The organism is Streptomyces sp. NPDC043812, assembly GCF_056436245.1.
In genome coordinates this window covers 345,781-364,847 of record NZ_JBWKCY010000003.1, presented here as the reverse complement: position 1 = coordinate 364,847, position 19,067 = coordinate 345,781, and the positions used below count along the sequence as shown (strand labels likewise).

Here is a 19,067-nt window from a genome sequence, read left to right as displayed (position 1 = left end):
GGACGTACGGGTGCGCGCGACCCGCCTCTCGGCAGGTCGCGCGCACCGGGCCCGGTCCGGCGGGAGGGTCAGCCGGTGAGGCCCAACTCCCGGGCGACCAGCATCCTTTGGACCTCGCTCGTGCCTTCGCCGATCTCCAGGATCTTGGAGTCGCGCCACATTCGGGCCACGGGGTACTCGTTCATGAAGCCGTAGCCGCCGTGGATCTGCGTCGCCTCCCGGGCGTTGTCCACGGCCACCGTCGAGGAGTACAGCTTCGCGAGCGCGGCCTCCTTCTTGAACGGCTCGCCCAGCACCAGCCGGGACGCCGCGTCACGCCAGCCGACGCGCGCCATGTGCGCCCGCATCTCCATGTCCGCGATCTTGAACTGGATGGCCTGGTTGTCACCGATCGGCCGCCCGAACGCGTGCCGCTCGTGGGCGTACTTCACGGACTCGTCCACACAGCCCTGGGCAAGTCCGGTCGCCAGCGCCGAGATCGCGATCCGGCCCTCGTCGAGGATCCGCAGGAACTGGGCGTAGCCACGGCCCTCCTCGCCCAGCAGGTTCGCGACCGGTACGCGGACGTCGGCGAAGGACAGCTCGCGGGTGTCCGAGGCGTTCCACCCCACCTTGGAGTACGGGGCGGCCACCGTGAATCCCGGCGTCCCGGACGGGACGATGATCGAGGAGATCTCCGGGCGGCCGTCGGCCTTGCGGCCCGTGACCGCGGTGACCGTGACCAGGCCGGTGATGTCCGTGCCCGAGTTGGTGATGAAGCACTTCGAGCCGTTGATGACCCACTCGTCGCCGTCCCGGACGGCCGTCGTCCTCGTGCCGCCCGCGTCGGAGCCCGCGCCCGGCTCGGTCAGACCGAAGGCGCCCAGCAGTTCGCCCGAGCACAGCCGCGGCAGCCACTCCCGCTTCTGCTCCTCGGTGCCGAAGCGATAGACGGGCATGGCGCCCAGGGAGACGCCCGCCTCCAGAGTGATCGCCACGGACGAGTCGACACGTGCCAGCTCCTCCAGGGCGATGCCGAGGGCGAGATAGTCGCCGCCCATGCCGCCGTACTCCTCGGGGAACGGCAGACCGAACAGGCCCATGCGGCCCATCTCGCGGACGATCTCGTAGGGGAACTCGTGGCGCTCGTAGAAGTCGCCGATCTTCGGCGCGATCACATCATGGGCGAACTGCTCGACCGTACGGCGGAGTTCCTCGTGTTCGGCGGAGAGCCGGTGATCCAGGGACATCGGGACGTCACTCCTTGTGGGAGAGGGCACGGACGGTACGGGACGGGCTGGGACGGCCCAGTTGTTCGGCCATCCACACGCTGGTGGCGGTGAGCCGGCCGAGATCGACCCCGGTTTCCACACCGAGGCCGTCGAGCATCCACACGAGGTCTTCGGTGGCGAGGTTTCCGGTGGCGCTCTTGGCGTACGGGCAGCCGCCGAGGCCGCCCGCGGAGGCGTCCACAGTGGTCACGCCGTGCTGGAGCGCGGCGAGGGTGTTGGCGAGCGCCTGGCCGTAGGTGTCGTGGAAGTGGACCGCGAGCTTTCCGGTGGCCACCCCGGCGTCGTTCAGCGCGGTGAGCAGGGCTCCCACATGTCCGGCCGTGGCCACGCCGATCGTGTCGCCGAGGCTCAGCTCGTCGCAGCCCATGTCGATCAGTCGCCGGCACACGTTCACGACCTGCCCGACAGGGACGGCCCCCTCCCACGGGTCGCCGAAGCACATCGACAGATAGCCGCGCACCCGCAGTCCGTGCTCGACGGCCCGGGTGACGACCGGCTCGAACATGGCGAGCGCCTCGTCCACCGTGCGGTTGAGATTGGCCTTGGCGAACGACTCCGTGGCGCTGGCGAACACGGCGATCTCACGGGCGCCGAGGCCCAGCGCCCGGTCGAGACCGCGGTCGTTGGGCACCAGGACCGGCAGACGCACCCCGGCGAGACTGCTGACCAGGGGGAACAGCCGCTCGGCATCCGCCAGTTGGGGCACCCACTTGGGGTGGACGAAGCTGGTTGCCTCCACGGTGGTGAGCCCTGAGCCGGCCAGCCTGCGGATGAACTCGGCCTTGACGTCCGTCGACACCGCCGACTTCTCGTTCTGCAGGCCGTCGCGGGGGCCCACCTCATGGATGCGCACCCGCGGGGGGAGGCCCGGAGCCCGCACGACCATGGGCAGTCCTTCGGTGCCGGTCATGCCCGGTCCCCCTCGCCCGTCTCGGCCGGCTCGTCAGGGGTGACCACCGCGAGCACCTGATCCATCGCAACGGTCGAGCCCGCGGTCACATCGAGCTCGGTGACGGTCCCGGCGTGCGGGGCGGAGATGACGTGCTCCATCTTCATCGCCTCCACGACCAGCAGGCTCTGCCCGGCCTCCACGGTGTCGCCGACGGCCACCTTGACGACGGTGACGGTGCCCGGCATCGGGGCGGCCAGCGTGTCGGCACCGCTGTGCGCGGCGCCGCTGAGGGCCGCCTCGACCGGGTCGTGGTCCATGACGTGCCAGGAGTCGCCGTCGCGCCCGAGCCAGTCGCCGGCCCGGTGGAAGGTGTGCGTGACGCCGTTCACCTCGACGGCGACCGCGTGCTCCTCGACCCGGGGCGCCGCCTGTGCGGGCACGGTGTGGGTGACCGGTTCCTGTCCCGGAACACGCAACGGGAAGGCGAGCGGGGCCGGCCGGCCTCCCATCCGCCAGCCGCTGGGCACCGAGAACGGGTCGGTCCAGCCCTGGCCCGGGCCGGGCACGAGCGCCTGCGCGCGCACGGCGGCAGCCGCCTCGTACACCTCGTCCGGCACACCCTCCGGGACCAGCGCGTCCGCCTCACGCTCCACCAGGCCCGTGTCCAGCTCGCCCGCCACGACGGCCGGGTGCGCCAGCAACCGGCGCAGGAACCCGGCGTTCGTCGGGACGCCCAGCGTCACCGTGTCCGCGAGCGCGGCGCGCAGCTTGCGCAGAGCAGTGGCGCGGTCGGGCCCGTACGCGATGACCTTCGACAGCATCGGGTCGTACAGGCTGCCGACCTCCGAGCCCTCGGTCAGGCCCGAGTCGGTGCGCACGCCGTCGCCCTGCGGCTCGTGGAGCCGCAGGACCGTGCCGCCCGAGGGCAGGAACCCCCGGGACGGATCCTCGGCGCAGACGCGTGCCTCGACCGCGTGACCCGTGAGCGTGATGTCGTCCTGGGTGAACGGCAGTTGTTCACCGGCCGCCACCCGCAGCTGCCACTCCACCAGGTCGAGACCGGTGATCAGCTCGGTGACCGGGTGCTCGACCTGGAGACGGGTGTTCATTTCCATGAAGTAGTACGCGGACGGGTCGGTGCCCGGGACGATGAACTCGACCGTGCCCGCGCCGCGGTAGCCGCAGGAGCGGGCCGCCTGCACGGCCGCCTCGCCCATCGCGGCGCGCGTCGCCTCGTCGAGCAGGACGCTGGGCGCCTCCTCGATGATCTTCTGATGGCGGCGCTGCAGCGAGCACTCGCGCTCGCCGAGGTGGACCACATTGCCGTGACCGTCCGCCAGTACCTGGATCTCGATATGGCGCGGGCGGTCGATCCAGCGCTCCACCAGCAGGGTGTCGTCGCCGAAGGAGGCACGGGCCTCGCGCCGCGCCGCCGCGATCTCCTCCCGCAGTGCCGACTCGACCCGTGTGAGGCGCATGCCCTTGCCGCCGCCGCCCGCCGAGGGCTTGAGCAGCACCGGCATGCCGATCTCCCGGGCGGCATCGGCCAGTTCGTCGTCGGTCAGCCCGCTGCCCGAGGAGCCGGGAACGACGGGGACGCCGGCCGCCTGCACGGTCTCCTTGGCGCGGATCTTGTCGCCCATGAGGGAGATGGCGGAGGCGGGCGGGCCGATGAAGACCAGACCGGCCTCCGCGCATGCCTGGGCGAAGCCCGCGTTCTCCGCGAGGAAACCGTAGCCCGGGTGGACGGCCTGGGCGCCGGTGCGGGTCGCCGCGTCCAGCAGCCGGTCGATCGAGAGGTAGCTCTCGGCGGCCGGCGCCGGACCGATACGGACGGCCGTGTCCGCCTCGCGCACATGGCGGGCACCGGCGTCGGCGTCGCTGAAGACGGCCACGGAGCGCACGCCGAGGGACCGCAGGGTGCGGATGACCCGTACGGCGATCTCGCCCCTGTTGGCCACCAGAACGGTGTCGAACATCGTCATCGTGGAAGGTCCCTCACATCCGGAAGACGCCGAAGCCGGCGTCCCCCAACGGGGCGTTGGCACACGCGGTCAGGGCGAGACCCAGCACCTGCCGGGTCTCCATCGGGTCGATCACGCCGTCGTCCCACAGCCGGGCCGTCGCGTAGTAGGCGTTGCCCTGCTGTTCGTACTGTGCGCGGATCGGGTCCTTGAAGGCCTCTTCCTCCTGCACGGACCACTGCTCGCCGCGGCCCTCCAGCTGGTCCCGCTTGACCGTGGCCAGAACGGAGGCGGCCTGCTCGCCGCCCATGACCGAGATCTTGGCGTTCGGCCACATCCACAGGAAGCGGGGGCCGTAGGCGCGGCCGCACATCGAGTAGTTGCCCGCGCCGTACGAACCGCCGACGACGACCGTCAGCTTCGGCACGCGCGTGCAGGCGACGGCCGTGACCATCTTGGCGCCGTGCTTGGCGATGCCGCCCGCCTCGTAGTCCCTGCCGACCATGAATCCCGAGATGTTCTGCAGGAACAGCAGGGGGATGCCGCGCTGGTCGCACAGCTCGATGAAGTGGGCGCCCTTCTGGGCGGATTCGGCGAACAGGATGCCGTTGTTCGCGACGATGCCGACCGGGTGCCCGTGGATCCGGGCGAAGCCGGTGATCAGGGTCTGGCCGAACTCCGACTTGAACTCCGCGAACCGGGAGCCGTCCGTGATCCGCGCGATCACCTCACGGACGTCGTACGGGGTGCGGGAGTCCACCGGCACCGCGCCGTACAGCCCGGCCGGGTCGGCCTTGGGCTCCTCGGACGGCTCGACCGACCAGGGGAGCGGGCCTCGCGCGGGGAGCGTCGCGACGATGTTCCGCACGATGCGCAGCGCGTGGGCGTCGTCCTCGGCGAGATGGTCGGTGACGCCCGAGACCCGCGAGTGCACCTCGCCGCCGCCGAGCTCCTCGGCCGTGACCACCTCGCCGGTGGCGGCCTTCACCAGCGGCGGACCGCCGAGGAAGATCGTGCCCTGGTTGCGCACGATCACGGCCTCGTCGCTCATCGCCGGGACGTACGCCCCGCCGGCCGTGCACGAGCCCAGCACCGCGGCGATCTGGGGGATGCCCGCGCCGGACATGCGGGCCTGGTTGTAGAAGATCCGCCCGAAGTGCTCGCGGTCGGGGAAGACCTCGTCCTGCATCGGCAGGAACGCGCCGCCCGAGTCGACGAGATACACGCAGGGCAGGCGGTTCTCCAGCGCCACCTCCTGGGCGCGCAGATGCTTCTTGACCGTCATCGGGTAGTACGTGCCGCCCTTGACGGTGGCGTCGTTGGCGACCACCACGACCTCGCGGCCGCTGACCCGCCCGATGCCGGCGATCACTCCGGCGGCGGGCGCCTGCCCGTCGTACATCCCCTCGGCGGCCAGCGGCGCGAGCTCGAGGAAGGGTGAACCGGGGTCGAGGAGGGTGTCGACCCTGTCCCGCGGCAGCAGCTTCCCGCGCGCGGTATGGCGGGCGCGCGCCTTCTCGCCGCCGCCGAGGCGGGCCGCCGCGAGGCGGGACCGCAGACCGTCGGCGAGCTCTTGATGGGCCGCCTCATTGGCCTGCCAGGCCTCGGACGCCGGATCGGCGGCGCTCGCCAGCACTGGTGCCTGCTGCATTGATCGAGCTCCCTTGCTCGGTTAATGAGCGTTAACGTGTTGCGTCCAGGTTAACGACCGCTAACCGCTCTGTCTAGAATGAATGTTCATGAGCACCAGGACCTCGGCCCCGACGCGCCGCGAGCAGATCCTCAAGGAGGCCGCGCGCCTCTTCGCCGAGCGCGGCTTCCACGGCGTCGGCGTCGACGAAATAGGCGCCGCGGTGGGTATCAGCGGCCCCGGCCTGTACCGGCACTTCGCCGGCAAGGACGCGATGCTCGCGGAGCTGCTGGTGGGCATCAGCGAACGGCTGCTGAGCGGTGGCCGCCGCCGGGTGGAGGAATCGGACGGCGACCCCGAGGAACTGCTCGCCGCGCTCATCGACGGGCACATCGACTTCGCGCTCAACGACCGCTCGCTCATCACCCTGCACGACCGCGAGCTGGACCGCCTGCGGGACAGCGATCGCAAGCTGGTGCGCCAGCTGCAGCGGCAGTACGTGGAGCTGTGGGTGCAGGCCGTCCGCGAGGTGTACCCCGACCTGCCCGAGACCGAAGCCCGTGCGTCGGTCCACGCGGTCTTCGGCCTGCTCAACTCCACCCCGCACCTCGGCCCGTCCCGCGCACCCGCCGGACTGCTCCACCGCCTCGCCCGCGGGGCCTTCGCGGCGGCGGACAGGACCTAGTGGAGTCCTGGCCGTCCAGCGTTCAAGATGGTGGGCACGCTCCGCGCAGGCCACGGCACAATGGGCTCATGCCGATACCCAGCCGCGCCGCTCTCGTCGACCATCTCGTCCGCTCACGTATCGCCGGAGACGTCGCCACACCCCGCGACAACAATCTCTCCCACTACCGCAAGCTCGCCAACGGCGACCGGCACTTCTGGCTGGGTCTCGAACTGGGCGACCGCTGGACGGACGAGCAGGACGTGCTGGCCGTCATGGCCGAGCGGTGCGGAGTCAACGACGACCCCGGGCACCGGGCGGGGCAGGACACCATCGACCCCGAGCTGACCGTCGACGCCCTGGAACGGATGGCCGCGCGGCTGCGCAAGGCCGCCGCCGGGCACGAGCGGGTGCTGTTCGCGACCGGGCACCCCGGCGGGCTGCTGGACGTGCACCGGCAGACCGCCGCCGCACTGCGCGCCGCGGGCTGCGAGATCGTGCGGATCCCCGGCGGGCTGACCGCCGACGAGGGCATGGTCTTCCAGTTCGCCGACGTCGCCGTGCTGGAGCGTGGCGCGACCCTGTGGCACACCCACTCGCCCGCCCCGATGGCCGCGATCCTCGACGGCCTGGAGCGCGACGGCAGGCCGCAGCCCGATCTGGTCGTCGCGGACCACGGCTGGGCGGGATGTGCGGGCCAACGCGGTATCGACGCCGTCGGCTACGCGGACTCCAACGACCCCGCCCTCTTCATCGGCGAGGCGGAAGGCACGCTCCAGGTGACCGTCCCGCTCGACGACCATGTGACCGACCCGCGGTTCTACGACCCGATGACGGCGTACCTGCTGGACGCGGCGGGGCTGACGGTTCCCGAGTGAGCCGTACGGGACGTCGGTCCGGCAGGCCCTCGCAGCCGGGTCCGGACCGGCGTCACTCGCGCCAGCTGCCGCGCACCACGCAATACGTGCCGGCCAGCAGCGCCAGGAAGAGACCGCCGCGCAGCGCGAGCCCCATGGCGTAACGGACGCCCGTGGTGAAGCCCGCCGCCCAGTCGCGGGCGAAGACGAGCAGGACGACGGAGCCGAGAATCAGCACGGCCCCGCCGACGATCCACAGCGTCCGCTCCCCGGCCGACGCCGCCGCCCAGGTACCGGTGCCGGCCGCGCCGTACGACGACTCGTCGTCGTACGGCGGTTCCTCCTCGGCCGTCGGCTTTGCGCTCACTGCGTCCCGTTCCCTTCGACGGTCCGGCGCGCTGCCTGGGCAGGCATGGGTCCCGGGGGTTGGTCCACCCCCGGGGATCCGCACGGGCGCTTGTGGCGTCCGTAGTCGTGTCCGCGAAATCCCGCCCCGTGCGTGTGGGGCGCGCGGGGATGTCTTTCGGACACTCCCTAGGATCTGCAACCAGGCTCTCAGCAGCCGCCGCCGCATCGCTCCGACCACAGGACGACCTTTGCTCTACGACTTGAGGCCGGTGCGCGTGCTCATCGTCGACGACGAGGAACTCGTACGCACCGCACTACGGCAGATCCTCGCCGAGGCCGACGGGGTGACGGTCGCCGGGACCTGCGACGGCCCCGACGCCGTCGACGCGGTACACGAACTCGCACCCGACCTGGTGCTCCTGGACATCGACATGCCCGGTGCACACGGCCTCGACGTGCTGCGCGTGCTGCGGGCCCTGCCCGGCCCGCCTGCGGTCGCGATGCTGACCGCCCTCGACACGGCCGACCACGTCGAGCGCGCGCTGCGCGAGGGCGCGTCCGGCTTTCTGCTCAAGACCACCGAGCCGCGGCTGTTCGTGGACGCCGTGCGGCTGCTCGCCGCGGGCGGAGTGATCTGCACGCCGCCGGGCAGCGCCGCCGCGCTCGCCGGGTACGCGGCGGCCTCCGCCCCGGCAGCGGTCCCTGCCAAGGTGCCCGAGGGGCTCGACCACCTCACGGACCGCGAACGGGACGTCCTCGCCCTGATCGCCGCCGGACTCGCGAACACCGACATCGCCGCGCACCTGGGCATCGGCGTGACGACGGTCAAGACCCATATCGGCGCGCTGAAGCGGAAGCTCGGTGTCGGCAGCCGGGTCGGCCTCGCCACCGTCGTTCACCGGTCGGCCGCGCCATGAGGCCCCCGACAAGGCTCAGGCTGCCCGCCCGGCCCGGGACATGGGCCGTCGAGTGCCTGCTCCTGGTCGTCTGTGTGGCCGAGGCGCTGGCCACCCGGGCCGCGCTCACCGGCTGGGCGTTCCCGGTTGCGCTGGCGGTCGCCGTCCTGCTGCCCCTGCGACGGCGCTTCCCCCGCATCCTCATGCTCCTCGCGTTGCCGACCCTGGCCACCGGTGTGCTGTGGATCCCGGCGATGGCCGCGCTCCACGCCCTGGCCGCGTCCCCGCGGCGCCGTATCGAGGTGGTCGCCTCGGCGCTGGCCGTCGCCGTCGTGTCGTTCGTGCCGTGGCAGTACCTCGACGAGTACCCGTGGTCCGCGCCCGACATCACCCTCGGCATCCTGCTCTCGGGGCTGCTCGCCGTCGCGCCCGCCGCGCTGGGCCTGCTCGGCCGCGCACGCGGCGAACTGGCCGCCCGCCTCGCCGAGTTGGCGCTGTCACGGGAGCGGGAGCGCAGGTACGCGGCCGAGCAGGCGACGCTGCGGGAACGCGAACGCCTCGCCCGCGACGTGCACGACACGGCCGCCCACCACCTGAGCCTGATCAGCCTGCGCTGCTCGGCGCTGGCGACGACGGCCGGCTCCGGGTACTACCAGGAGGAGGCCGCGGCCCTGGGCGAACTGAGCCGCCGCGCCGCGGCCGACCTGCGCAAGGCCATCCGTCACGACGGACCCGGCCTGGAGCAACTTCCGGAACTCTTCGAGGCCGCGGGCGACTTCGTGGACTCGGTGCAGCTGGATCCCGGTGAGTGCCCCCCGGTGGTCCAGCACACCGCGTACCGCATCGTCCAGGAGGCCCTGACGAACATCCGCCGCCACGCCCCCGGGGCCTCGGCGGAGGTCTCGGTCCGCCGCATCGGCGACGGACTGCGCATCACCGTCCACAACACCCCGCCCACCGGACCCCGGCCGCGGCCGGACGGCGGCGGCCAGGGGCTGCCGGGCCTGCGTGCCCGTGCGGCGGCCATGGGCGGCACGCTGACCGCGGCCCCGGCGGCCGACGGTGGCTACGAGGTCCGCGCCTTCCTGCCGTTGCCGCGCCAGGCCGGTCCTGCTGCCGTGGCGGCTACGGGCGCCTGAGGAAGGGGCGCCGCGTTGCCCCTGCCGCGTCCGCGGAAGAGGTGTCAGCCGCGGGGAACGCGGACGACGCCCTCCTGGATGACAGAGATCGCCAGTCGCCCGTCCTGCGTGTAGATGCGGGCCTGGCCCAGACCCCGGCCGCCCGAAGCGGACGGCGACTCCTGGTCGTACAGCAGCCATTCGTCCGCGCGGAACGGCCGGTGGAACCACATCGCGTGGTCCAGCGAGGCGCCCACCACGTCGCCGACCGCCCAGCCGCCGCGCCCGTGGGCCAGCAGGACCGAGTCGAGCAGCGTCATGTCGGAGACGTACGTCGCGAGGCAGACGTGCAGCAGCGGGTCGTCGGCGAGCTTGCCGTTGGCGCGGAACCACACCTGGGAACGGGGCTCGCGCGCCTCGCCGACCGTTCCGTACGGCGGGGCGTCGACGTAGCGCAGGTCCACCGCGGCCCGCGCCTCCAGGAAACGGTCCACGACGCCGGGGTCGATGAAGCGGTCCGCGTAGCGCGGCAGCATCTCGGCCGCCGTCGGCAGACCTTCCGGGTCCGGTGCGGCCGGCATGTCCGCCTGGTGCTCCAGCCCCTCCTCGTACGTCTGGAAGGACGCGGAGAGGTGGAAGATCGGCTGCCCGTGCTGGACCGCGACGACCCGGCGGGTCGTGAACGAGCGGCCGTCGCGGATGCGGTCGACCGTGTAGACGATCGGCGCACCGGGGTCGCCCATGCGCAGGAAGTACGAGTGCAGGGAGTGGGCCGTGCGGTCGTCCGGGACGGTGCGGCCCGCGGCGACGAGCGCCTGGGCCGCGACCTGCCCGCCGAACACACGCGGGACCACAGCGGACCGCGAGCGGCCGCGGAAGATGTTCTGCTCGATCTGCTCCAGGTCGAGCAGATCGAGCAGTTCGTCGAGCGCTTGGGTCACAGGGGGAACCTACAGCCCCATGTCCTTGGCGATGATCATCTTCATGACCTCGCTGGTGCCGCCGTAGATGCGGTTGACGCGGTTGTCCGCGTACAGGCGGGCGATCGGGTACTCGTTCATGAAGCCGTAGCCGCCGTGCAGCTGGAGGCACCGGTCGATGACGCGGTGCGCGACCTCGGTGCAGAACAGCTTCGCGGAAGCGGCCTCGGCGGCCGTCAGCTCGCCCGCGTCCAGGGCCTCCGTGGCGCGGTCGGCGACGGCCTCGGCGGCGTCCACCTCGGCCTGGCAGGCGGCCAGCTCGAACTTGGTGTTCTGGAACGACGCGACCGTCTTGCCGAAGACCGTGCGGTCCTGCACGTACTCCTTGGCGAACCGGACGGCGGCCTTGGCCTGCGCGTACGCGCCGAACGCGATGCCCCAGCGCTCGGAGGGCAGGTTCTGGCCGAGGTAGTAGAAGCCCTTGTTCTCCTCGCCGAGCAGGTCCTCGACGGGGACCTTGACGTCGACGAAGGCCAGCTCGGCGGTGTCGGACGTCTTCAGGCCGAGCTTGTCCAGCTTGCGGCCGACGGAGTAGCCCTCGGACTTGGTGTCGACGGCGAAGAGGGAGATGCCGTGGCGGCGGTCCTCGGCGGTCGGCGCGGCGGTGCGGGCGCACACGATCACGCGGTCGGCGTGCACGCCGCCGGTGATGAAGGTCTTGGCGCCGTTGAGGACGTAGTGGGTGCCGTCCTCGGAGAGCTTGGCGGTGGTCTTCATGCCCGCGAGGTCGGAGCCGGTGCCCGGCTCGGTCATCGCCAGCGCCCACATCTCCTCGCCGGAGACGAACTTCGGCAGGAAGCGCTTCTTCTGCTCGTCGTCGGCGAGCATCTTGATGTACGGCAGGGCGAGCAGCACGTGCACGCCGGAGCCGCCGAAGTTCACACCCGCACGCGCGGTCTCCTCGTAGAGCACGGCCTCGAACTTGTGCGTGTCCAGGCCCGCGCCGCCGAACTCCTCGGGGACGTTGATGCCGAAGATGCCCAGCTCGCCGAGCTTGTAGTAGAAGTCGCGCGGCGCCTGGCCCGCAGCGAACCACTCGTCGTAGACGGGGACGACCTCGGCCTCGATGAAGGCGCGGACGGTCTCGCGGAACGCCTCGTGGTCCTCGTTGAAAACGGTACGGCGCACGGACGCCTCCTCGTGACTGTGTGGGTACGCTGCAATGTCTAAGCGCTTGCTCAGCCCAAGTTACCCGGCGGTTGTGGAAAGTGTCCAGAGTGATGCTGGGCACGTCGGTGCCCAGGCGTGTTTGCGCAGGGGTGCGTATGCCCGGCGCCGGGCCGGCCGCCGCGGCCGTCGTGCGCCGGTCCACGATGTCGCCATGGAGTCGAACAATCGCGTGATCGTCGCCCTGGACGTCGACAGCCGGCGGGCGGCCGAAGAGGTGGTGGACCGGCTCGGCGACGAGTGCCGCTTCTGCAAGGTCGGACTGGAACTGCTCACCTCGGCCGGTCCCGACGTGGTCGGACACCTCGTCGCACGCGGGCACGAGGTGTTCCTCGACCTCAAACTCTTCGAGATCCCGAACTCCGTGGCCGGCGCGGTCCGTGCCGCAGGTGCCCTGGGTGCGTCGATGGTTACCGTGCACAGCATGGGCGGCACCGGCATCATGGCCGCCGCCGTCGACGCGGCACGCGACTTCCCCCGGCTCCGCGTCCTGGCCCTGACCGTCGTCACCAGCATGACCGACGCGGACCTCGCGGCTGTCGAGGTCGACGCCCCGGCGAAGGAGCAGGTCCTGCGCCTGGCCCGGCTCGCGCGGGACGCCGGATGCGACGGAGTGATCGCCTCGCCGCGGGAGGTGGCGCCGCTCCGGGGCCTGCTGGGGCCGGAGCCGTTGATCGTGACGCCGGGAGTCACGCTCCCCGGCGCGTCCGGCGACGAGCCCGCCCGCGCCGGCACCCCGGAAGCGGCTTTCGCGGCCGGTGCGTCACACGTCGTCGTCGGCCGCGGGGTCACGCGGGCTGCGGACCCGGTGGCCGCGCTGCGGCGGATCCGGGCGGATCCGGACGCGGTCAGCCGATGATCGCCGCAGGCGGCGGGCCCGGTGGGTGGTCCTCGCCCTCGTAGGCCGCGAGCGCCGCCTGGCGGTACTCCAGCAGTTCGGCGAGGTCCTCCGGGGTCAGGCGCTCCTGCGCGAGCTTCACCGACGCTCTGCCTTCAACGGCGGCCCACGCGTGCCGTGCGCGCTTGTTGGCCTTGCAGCGGGTGTCGCTGCGCAGGAAGCCCGCCCCGGCCGCGAACCCGGCGGACGCCAGCGCGATCAGCGCTGCCGGGATGCGGGCGTCCGCCGAGGCCAGGCCCGCGGCCCCGGACGTGCCGGCGAGCAGCGCGGCAGGGAAGCCGAGCAGGATGTTCGCCTTGTTCCACAACTCGGCCCGCCGGTGGGCCAGTTCCTTCTGGCGCATCGCCTCTTCCCGCAGCCGCCCGGCTTCGGTACGCAGCCGGCGCGCGGGCCCGTCGGGGTCCAGGAGCATGCTTCCGTCAGCTGGGGTTGCCATGAGGAAATTCCAACACAGCTGAGATGAAAGGGACTTGGGTTTTCACGACAGACTTCGGGCAGGCCGTTCGTCGGCTCCCCACGGAATCGTGGACGTCCTGCGATGTGGGCCTCATCCCTGCCGCAGCGCGAACCACAGCTCCATCCGCACGTCCACGTCGTCCAGGTCCTCGTCCAGCAGCGTCGCGCAGCGGCCGATGCGCTGGCGCACCGTGTTGCGGTGCACCTCCAGGGCCGCTGCCGTGCGGTCCCAGCTGCCGTGGAGGGACAGCCAGGTGCGCAGCGTCTCGACAAGGGCGGGGGCCTCCGCGAGCGGGGCGAGGCGCTGCCGGGCCTCGTCGCCGGAGAGCATGCCGGGTGGGGACTCCCGGTGGCGGACCAGATCCTTGCGGGCCGCGGCCGCGCGGCGTACCGCGCGTGCCGCCTGGGCGTCGGCCGCGGCGAGGTCCGTGGCGGAGGCCGGGGCGCTCACCCCCATCGCCCAGCCGGGCTGCTCGGTCACCTCGCGTTCCGCAGGGAGCAGGATCCGTACCGAGCCGTCCGCGTCCGGGTCGACCAGCGCGCTGCCGAGGGCCGCGCCGAGCGCGCCGGCCGCGAACGCGGTGCCCCGCCCGCCGCGCGCGTGGACCACCGTCCAGGGGCCCGGCCCCAGCAGTGTCGCCGTGTCCGCGGGGCTCGCGCCGAGCAGCAGCCGGACGAGTGCCGTGCTGCGGCTCGTCGCGTCGGCGCCCTGATGGGGGGCCGTGAGAAGCGAGAGCAGGACGACCGCGACCCCGGCGACCGTGTGGTCCCCGGCCTCGCGGGCGGGCGCGACCAGCCCGAGGACGAGGTCCTGGTTGCCGCCGAGGGCGTACGCGGACAGGTGGCTGTCGGCGAGCCGGTCCGTCGCCGATGCCGGTGCCGGCCGCGGCGAGGCGCCCGGGCTGACCACCCGCGCGAGGCGGGTCACCCCTGCCACCGCCTCCGGGGCCGGTTCGCGGCCCGATGCGTGCAGCCGGGTGCCGTCGGGACCCAGCAGGACGGCCCAGCCCTCCAGCCGCGCCGCCAGCTGGTGCAGCACCGCCGGCACCGGGTCCGGGCGGGCCGCCGCCGCGGCCAGCCCCTGCTGCGCCTGTGTCACCCGGCGCAGCTCGCGGTGGCGCGCCTCCGCCAGCAGCCGCCAGACCGCGCGTACGACCGCCGTGAACGTCGTGCGGGGCGGGACCTCCAGCAGCGGCAGCCCGCGCCGGTCGCACGCCTCGACGAGTTCGGCGGGCACCGTGTCGTGCACCGGGGCCACGCCGAAACCGAGCGCCGCAGCGCCCGCAGCGACGATGCGCTCCACGTAGTGGTCGGGATCCTCCAGCAGGACGCCCGCGCTCAGCAGCAGCTCGCCGCCCTGCAGATACGGATACGGGTCCGCCATCTCCGAGGTGTGCACCATGTGGACGACCGTGCCGTCGGCCGCGGGCGGCCCGGCGAGCTGCCGCAGCCCCAGTTCCTCGTCGTCGAGCAGTGAGGCCAGCGCGATCGACGGGGTGGGTGGGACTGCTGAGGGCTCGGGCATGGACAGTCCATCCATCAGAGTCGCGAAGAATAGATAAAACGTACACTTCAACGACTCTTTCCGGCCACCTACCGTCGAATCTCACAAGCGCGCGACCAAGGACCGTTACCGGGGGACGAGACGGAAGGAAAGCCGATGGCTGTCGACTACGCAGTGATCGTCGTCTATCTGGCCGGCATGCTCGGCATGGGCTGGTGGGGCATGCGCCGCGCCAAGTCCAAGAGTGAGTTCCTGGTCGCGGGCCGCCGCCTCGGCCCCTGGATGTACTCCGGGACCATGGCCGCGATCGTCCTCGGCGGCGCGTCCACCATCGGCGGCGTCGGCCTCGGCTACAAGTACGGTCTCTCGGGCGCCTGGATGGTCTTCACCATCGGCCTCGGCCTGCTCGCCCTGAGCGTCTTCTTCTCCGCGCGCATCGCCCGGCTGAAGGTCTACACCGTCTCCGAGATGCTCGACCTGCGCTACGGCGGCAAGGCGGGCGTCATCTCCGGCATCGTGATGTGGGCGTACACGCTCATGCTCGCGGTCACCTCGACCATCGCGTACGCCACGATCTTCGACGTGCTGTTCGACCTCAACCGCACCGCCTCGATCGTCCTCGGCGGCGCGATCGTCGTCGCGTACTCGACCCTCGGCGGCATGTGGTCGATCACCCTCACCGACATGGTGCAGTTCGTCGTCAAGACGATCGGTGTGCTGCTCCTCCTGCTGCCCATCGCGGTGGTCAAGGCGGGCGGCTTCAGTGAGATGAAGGCCGCGCTGCCCACCGAGTACTTCGCCCCGCTCGGCATCGGCGGCGAGACGATCTTCACGTACGTCCTGATCTACACCTTCGGCATGCTGATCGGACAGGACATCTGGCAGCGGGTGTTCACCGCCCGCAGCGACAAGGTCGCACGCTACGGCGGCACCGTCGCCGGTACGTACTGTCTCGCCTACGCCCTCGCCGGCGCCGTCATCGGCACCGCCGCCAAGGTCCTCTACCCGAACCTGGCCAACGCCGACGACGCCTTCGCGACCATCGTCAAGGACGAACTCCCCATGGGCGTGCGGGGTCTGGTGCTCGCCGCCGCGCTCGCCGCCGTCATGTCCACCTCGTCCGGCGCGCTCATCGCCTGCGCCACCGTCGCCAACAACGACATCTGGGCGAAGCTGCGCGGTCTCGCCTCCAAGGGCGGCAACGACCACGACGAGGTGAAGGGCAACCGCGCCTTCATCCTGATCATGGGCATCGCGGTCATCTGCATCGCCATCGCACTCAACAACGTCGTCGAAGCGCTGACCGTGGCCTACAACCTGCTCGTCGGCGGACTGCTCGTGCCGATCCTCGGCGGACTGCTGTGGAAGCGCGGCACGGTCCAGGGTGCACTCGCCTCGGTGATCGTCGGTGGCCTCTCGGTCATCGGGCTCATGGCGACCTACGGCATCCTTGCCAACCAGCCCATCTACTACGGCCTGTTGCTCTCACTCGCCGCCTACGTGATCGTCAGCCTGATCACGCGTCCCACGGACGAGGCGATCCTGGCGCACTGGCGCGAGCGGCTCGCGGGCCGCGGCGGCGACGAGGCGGGGGCGGAGGCGGAGCCCCCGGCGGCCGAGCCCGCCGCCGTGCACAGCTGAAGTCGTGCACAGTTAAAGTCGCACAAACGCACCAAAAGCATTGATGCGCAATGAAGCGCGAGAAGGAAGGCATTCCCCATGAGCAGCAACGAGCAGCCGCGCGGTCCGATCGACTCGTCCCGCATCCCGCGGTACGCCGGACCCGCCACGTTCGCCCGGCTGCCCCGGCTCGACGAGGTCGGCACCGCCGATGTCGCCGTCGTCGGTGTCCCCTTCGACTCCGGGGTCTCCTACCGCCCCGGCGCGCGCTTCGGCGGTAACGCCATCCGTGAGGCGTCGAGGCTCCTGCGCCCCTACAACCCGGCGCAGGACGCCTCGCCCTTCGCGCTCGCCCAGGTCGCCGACGCCGGCGACATCGCGGCCAACCCGTTCAACATCAACGAGGCCGTCGAGACGGTCGAGGCCGCGGCCGACGACCTGCTCGCCACCGGCGCCCGCATGATGACGCTCGGCGGCGACCACACCATCGCGCTGCCGCTGCTGCGTTCGGTCGCCAAGAAGCACGGCCCGGTCGCGCTGCTCCACTTCGACGCCCACCTCGACACCTGGGACACGTACTTCGGCGCCGAGTACACCCACGGCACGCCGTTCCGCCGGGCGGTCGAGGAAGGCATCCTCGACACCGAGGCGCTCTCCCACGTCGGCACCCGCGGTCCGCTGTACGGCAAGCAGGACCTCACCGACGACGAGAAGATGGGCTTCGGCATCGTCACCTCCGCCGACATCTACCGCCGCGGCGCGGACGAGGTCGCCGACCAGCTGCGCCAGCGCATCGGTGACCGTCCGCTGTACATCTCCATCGACATCGACTGCCTCGACCCCGCGCACGCGCCCGGCACCGGTACCCCCGAGGCCGGCGGCATGACCTCCCGCGAACTCCTGGAGATCCTGCGCGGCCTGTCGTCCTGCAACCTGGTCTCCGCCGACGTCGTCGAGGTCGCCCCCGCGTACGACCACGCGGAGATCACGGCCGTCGCCGCCTCCCACACGGCGTACGAGCTGACCACGATCATGTCCCGCCAGATCGCGGCGAACCGGGAGGCCGGTACCAAGTGACGCACGACCACGACCTCGTACTGCGGCCCACGGCCGCCCAGACCGAGGCCGCGCTGAACCCGCCCACCGGGCGCAACGGTGGAGACCTCGTCGTCGAGACCCTCCAGGGGCTCGGTGCCACCACCGTCTTCGGGCTGCCCGGCCAGCACGCGCTCGGCATGTTCGACGCGCTCCGCCGTTCGGCCCTGACGTACGTGGGACTGCGCGTCGAGAACAACGCGGGCTTCGCCGCCGACGCCTACGGCCGCGTCACCGGCGAGGCGGCTCCGCTGCTCCTGTCCACCGGGCCCGGCGCGCTCATGTCGCTCGCCGCGCTCCAGGAGGCGGCCGCGGCCTCGGCCCCCGTGCTCGCCATCGGCAGCCAGATCCCGGCGGCCGGCCTCGGCGGCGGACGTCACGGCTACCTGCACGAACTGCGCGACCAGCAGGCGTCGTTCCGCGACATCGTGAAGTCCGTGCACATCGTGCGCACGGCCTCGCAGATCCCGTCCGCGATCGCCGCGGCGTGGGAGTCCGCGCTGACCGCGCCGCACGGACCGGTCTGGGTCGAGATCCCGCAGGACGTTCTCCTCGCCGAGACGATCCTGCCGGTGGTCACGGCGATGGACGCGACGCCCGAGGAGGTCGTGCCGCGCCCCGAACTGACGGCAGTGGCGGCCCACTTGCTGTCCACCGCGAAGCGCCCGGTGATCATCGCGGGCGGCGGAGTCGTACGCTCCGACGCCTCCGGCAAACTGCTCGCGCTCGCCGAGCGGATCGACGCCCCGGTCGTCACCACGTTCGGCGGCAAGGGTGCCTTCCCCTGGGAGCACCCGCTGTCACTCCAGTCCTGGCTGGAGGACCGCCACACCACCGACTACCTAGAAGCGGCCGACGTCCTGCTCGTCGTCGGCTCCGGCCTCGGCGAACTGTCCTCGAACTACCACACGTTCGCCCCCCGCGGCCGGGTGATCCAGATCGAGGCCGACCTCGGCAAGCTCGAGTCCAACCACGCGGGCCTGGGCATCCACGCGGACGCCCGTCTCGCGCTGTCCGCACTGCTGGAGACGGTCGTTCCGCGGCAGGACCCGTCGGCCGCCGAGTCCGTACGCGAGGTGCTCGCCGCGGTCCGCGACCGGATCGACGCCCAGGAACTCACCCTGGAGCAGCAGCTCCTCGCCTCCGTGCGCGAGGCCCTGCCGGACGACTCGCCCAGCTTCTGGGACATGACCATCCTGGCGTACTGGGCGTGGTCCGCCTTCGACGCCCGCCGGCCGAACACGATGCACTCCGCGCAGGGCGCGGGCGGACTGGGCTACGGCTTCCCCGCTGCGCTCGGCGCGGCGGCCGCGGACCCGTCGCGGCCCGTCCTCGCCGTCTCCGGCGACGGCGGCGCGATGTACTCGATCGCGGAACTGGCGACCGCCAGGCAGTACGACCTGCCGGTCACCTGGCTGATCGTGGACGACGGCGGCTACGGCATCCTGCGCGAGTACATGACGGACGCGTTCGGCGAGGCGACGGCGACGGAACTGGCCCGCCCCGACTTCGTGGCCCTCGCCGAGTCCTTCGGCGTCCCGGCGGTCCGCACGACGGCGGAAACGCTGTCCGAGGACCTGGCCAAGTCCTTTGCCCAGCCGGGACCTTCGGTGGTCGTGCTGCCGGCGGTGCTGAAGATGTTCGCCCCCACGCACCTCTGACCGCACCCGGCTCGGCTGACCGCACCCGGCTCCGCCAGCAGCACCT

General features: G+C 71.9%; 17 protein-coding genes. 8 read left to right on the top strand and 9 right to left on the bottom strand.

Annotation, left to right across the window (positions count from 1 at the left end):
• Positions 1-68: 68 nt before the first annotated feature.
• Genes AC067Z_RS06595 through AC067Z_RS06580 form a run of 4 tightly spaced genes read right to left on the bottom strand, consistent with a single transcriptional unit; the run spans position 69 to position 5,778 of the window.
• The gene (locus tag AC067Z_RS06595; protein WP_478788341.1) at positions 69-1,229 is read right to left on the bottom strand and encodes an acyl-CoA dehydrogenase family protein; all 1,161 of its coding nucleotides are present in this window, start codon (positions 1,227-1,229) and stop codon (positions 69-71) included.
• A 7-nt stretch (positions 1,230-1,236) separates the two neighbouring features.
• Complete coding sequence (locus AC067Z_RS06590; protein ID WP_478788340.1) at positions 1,237-2,181, bottom strand: hydroxymethylglutaryl-CoA lyase; 945 nt, start codon at positions 2,179-2,181, stop codon at positions 1,237-1,239.
• A complete protein-coding gene (locus AC067Z_RS06585; RefSeq protein ID WP_478788339.1) occupies positions 2,178-4,148 on the bottom strand; it encodes an acetyl/propionyl/methylcrotonyl-CoA carboxylase subunit alpha in 1,971 nt (656 codons plus the stop codon). Before AC067Z_RS06585 ends, AC067Z_RS06590 begins: the two co-directional genes overlap by 4 nt.
• A 13-nt stretch (positions 4,149-4,161) precedes the next feature.
• Positions 4,162-5,778 carry a carboxyl transferase domain-containing protein gene (locus AC067Z_RS06580; RefSeq protein WP_478788338.1) on the bottom strand — a complete coding sequence of 539 codons (1,617 nt, stop codon included), beginning with the start codon at positions 5,776-5,778 and terminating at the stop codon, positions 4,162-4,164.
• A gap of 88 nt (positions 5,779-5,866) precedes the next feature.
• On the opposite strand from AC067Z_RS06580, the gene AC067Z_RS06575 reads away from it, so the two are divergent.
• Both AC067Z_RS06575 and AC067Z_RS06570 read left to right on the top strand, forming a co-directional pair.
• Positions 5,867-6,442 (top strand): SACE_7040 family transcriptional regulator, encoded by a 576-nt coding sequence (locus tag AC067Z_RS06575; protein ID WP_478788337.1) that lies wholly within the window; start codon positions 5,867-5,869, stop codon positions 6,440-6,442.
• A 68-nt stretch (positions 6,443-6,510) separates the two neighbouring features.
• Positions 6,511-7,299 carry a phosphatase gene (locus AC067Z_RS06570; protein ID WP_478788336.1) on the top strand — a complete coding sequence of 263 codons (789 nt, stop codon included), beginning with the start codon at positions 6,511-6,513 and terminating at the stop codon, positions 7,297-7,299.
• 52 nt (positions 7,300-7,351) lie between these two features.
• On the opposite strand, the gene AC067Z_RS06565 is transcribed toward AC067Z_RS06570, so the two are convergent.
• Positions 7,352-7,645 carry a hypothetical protein gene (locus AC067Z_RS06565; protein WP_478788335.1) on the bottom strand — a complete coding sequence of 98 codons (294 nt, stop codon included), beginning with the start codon at positions 7,643-7,645 and terminating at the stop codon, positions 7,352-7,354.
• 229 nt (positions 7,646-7,874) lie between these two features.
• Between AC067Z_RS06565 and AC067Z_RS06560 the strand changes: the two genes are divergently transcribed.
• Both AC067Z_RS06560 and AC067Z_RS06555 read left to right on the top strand, forming a co-directional pair.
• Positions 7,875-8,543, top strand: a complete 669-nt coding sequence (locus AC067Z_RS06560) for a response regulator (protein ID WP_478788334.1) — start codon at positions 7,875-7,877, stop codon at positions 8,541-8,543.
• Positions 8,540-9,661 (top strand): sensor histidine kinase, encoded by a 1,122-nt coding sequence (locus tag AC067Z_RS06555; protein ID WP_478788333.1) that lies wholly within the window; start codon positions 8,540-8,542, stop codon positions 9,659-9,661. Before AC067Z_RS06560 ends, AC067Z_RS06555 begins: the two co-directional genes overlap by 4 nt.
• A 44-nt stretch (positions 9,662-9,705) precedes the next feature.
• On the opposite strand, the gene tesB is transcribed toward AC067Z_RS06555, so the two are convergent.
• Both tesB and AC067Z_RS06545 read right to left on the bottom strand, forming a co-directional pair.
• Positions 9,706-10,581 (bottom strand): acyl-CoA thioesterase II, encoded by an 876-nt coding sequence (gene tesB, locus AC067Z_RS06550; protein ID WP_478788332.1) that lies wholly within the window; start codon positions 10,579-10,581, stop codon positions 9,706-9,708.
• 9 nt (positions 10,582-10,590) lie between these two features.
• Positions 10,591-11,748, bottom strand: a complete 1,158-nt coding sequence (locus AC067Z_RS06545) for an acyl-CoA dehydrogenase family protein (RefSeq protein ID WP_478788331.1) — start codon at positions 11,746-11,748, stop codon at positions 10,591-10,593.
• A 193-nt stretch (positions 11,749-11,941) separates the two neighbouring features.
• On the opposite strand from AC067Z_RS06545, the gene pyrF reads away from it, so the two are divergent.
• Positions 11,942-12,646 (top strand): orotidine-5'-phosphate decarboxylase, encoded by a 705-nt coding sequence (gene pyrF / locus AC067Z_RS06540; RefSeq protein WP_478788330.1) that lies wholly within the window; start codon positions 11,942-11,944, stop codon positions 12,644-12,646.
• On the opposite strand, the gene AC067Z_RS06535 is transcribed toward pyrF, so the two are convergent.
• Entirely contained in the window at positions 12,636-13,121 is a 486-nt protein-coding gene (locus AC067Z_RS06535) for a hypothetical protein (protein ID WP_478788329.1), read from the bottom strand. The genes pyrF and AC067Z_RS06535 overlap by 11 nt on opposite strands.
• Positions 13,122-13,232: 111 nt before the next feature.
• Positions 13,233-14,666, bottom strand: coding sequence for a PucR family transcriptional regulator (locus AC067Z_RS06530; protein WP_478788328.1), 1,434 nt, complete (start codon positions 14,664-14,666; stop codon positions 13,233-13,235).
• Positions 14,667-14,801: 135 nt separating this feature from the next.
• Here AC067Z_RS06530 and AC067Z_RS06525 point away from each other — a divergent pair, with 135 nt between their 5' ends.
• The 3 genes from AC067Z_RS06525 (at position 14,802) to AC067Z_RS06515 (ending at position 19,021) form a co-directional block, all read left to right on the top strand.
• Positions 14,802-16,286 carry a sodium:solute symporter family protein gene (locus AC067Z_RS06525; protein WP_478788327.1) on the top strand — a complete coding sequence of 495 codons (1,485 nt, stop codon included), beginning with the start codon at positions 14,802-14,804 and terminating at the stop codon, positions 16,284-16,286.
• A gap of 78 nt (positions 16,287-16,364) precedes the next feature.
• Positions 16,365-17,342, top strand: coding sequence for an agmatinase (gene speB / locus AC067Z_RS06520; protein WP_478788326.1), 978 nt, complete (start codon positions 16,365-16,367; stop codon positions 17,340-17,342).
• Entirely contained in the window at positions 17,339-19,021 is a 1,683-nt protein-coding gene (locus AC067Z_RS06515; protein WP_478788325.1) for a thiamine pyrophosphate-binding protein, read from the top strand. Before speB ends, AC067Z_RS06515 begins: the two co-directional genes overlap by 4 nt.
• Positions 19,022-19,067 lie beyond the last annotated feature (46 nt).

Bases quoted from the DNA above. Each gene is read 5' to 3' on its own strand.
- AC067Z_RS06555 (WP_478788333.1), top strand. From the start codon at position 8,540: ATGAGGCCCCCGACAAGGCTCAGGCTGCCCGCCCGGCCCGGGACATGG.
- speB (WP_478788326.1), top strand. From the start codon at position 16,365: ATGAGCAGCAACGAGCAGCCGCGCGGTCCGATCGACTCGTCCCGCATC.
- AC067Z_RS06575 (WP_478788337.1), top strand. From the start codon at position 5,867: ATGAGCACCAGGACCTCGGCCCCGACGCGCCGCGAGCAGATCCTCAAG.
- AC067Z_RS06525 (WP_478788327.1), top strand. From the start codon at position 14,802: ATGGCTGTCGACTACGCAGTGATCGTCGTCTATCTGGCCGGCATGCTC.
- AC067Z_RS06580 (WP_478788338.1), bottom strand. From the start codon at position 5,778: ATGCAGCAGGCACCAGTGCTGGCGAGCGCCGCCGATCCGGCGTCCGAG.
- AC067Z_RS06570 (WP_478788336.1), top strand. From the start codon at position 6,511: ATGCCGATACCCAGCCGCGCCGCTCTCGTCGACCATCTCGTCCGCTCA.
- AC067Z_RS06590 (WP_478788340.1), bottom strand. From the start codon at position 2,181: ATGACCGGCACCGAAGGACTGCCCATGGTCGTGCGGGCTCCGGGCCTC.
- AC067Z_RS06535 (WP_478788329.1), bottom strand. From the start codon at position 13,121: ATGGCAACCCCAGCTGACGGAAGCATGCTCCTGGACCCCGACGGGCCC.
- AC067Z_RS06530 (WP_478788328.1), bottom strand. From the start codon at position 14,666: ATGCCCGAGCCCTCAGCAGTCCCACCCACCCCGTCGATCGCGCTGGCC.
- pyrF (WP_478788330.1), top strand. From the start codon at position 11,942: ATGGAGTCGAACAATCGCGTGATCGTCGCCCTGGACGTCGACAGCCGG.
- AC067Z_RS06585 (WP_478788339.1), bottom strand. From the start codon at position 4,148: ATGACGATGTTCGACACCGTTCTGGTGGCCAACAGGGGCGAGATCGCC.
- AC067Z_RS06595 (WP_478788341.1), bottom strand. From the start codon at position 1,229: ATGTCCCTGGATCACCGGCTCTCCGCCGAACACGAGGAACTCCGCCGT.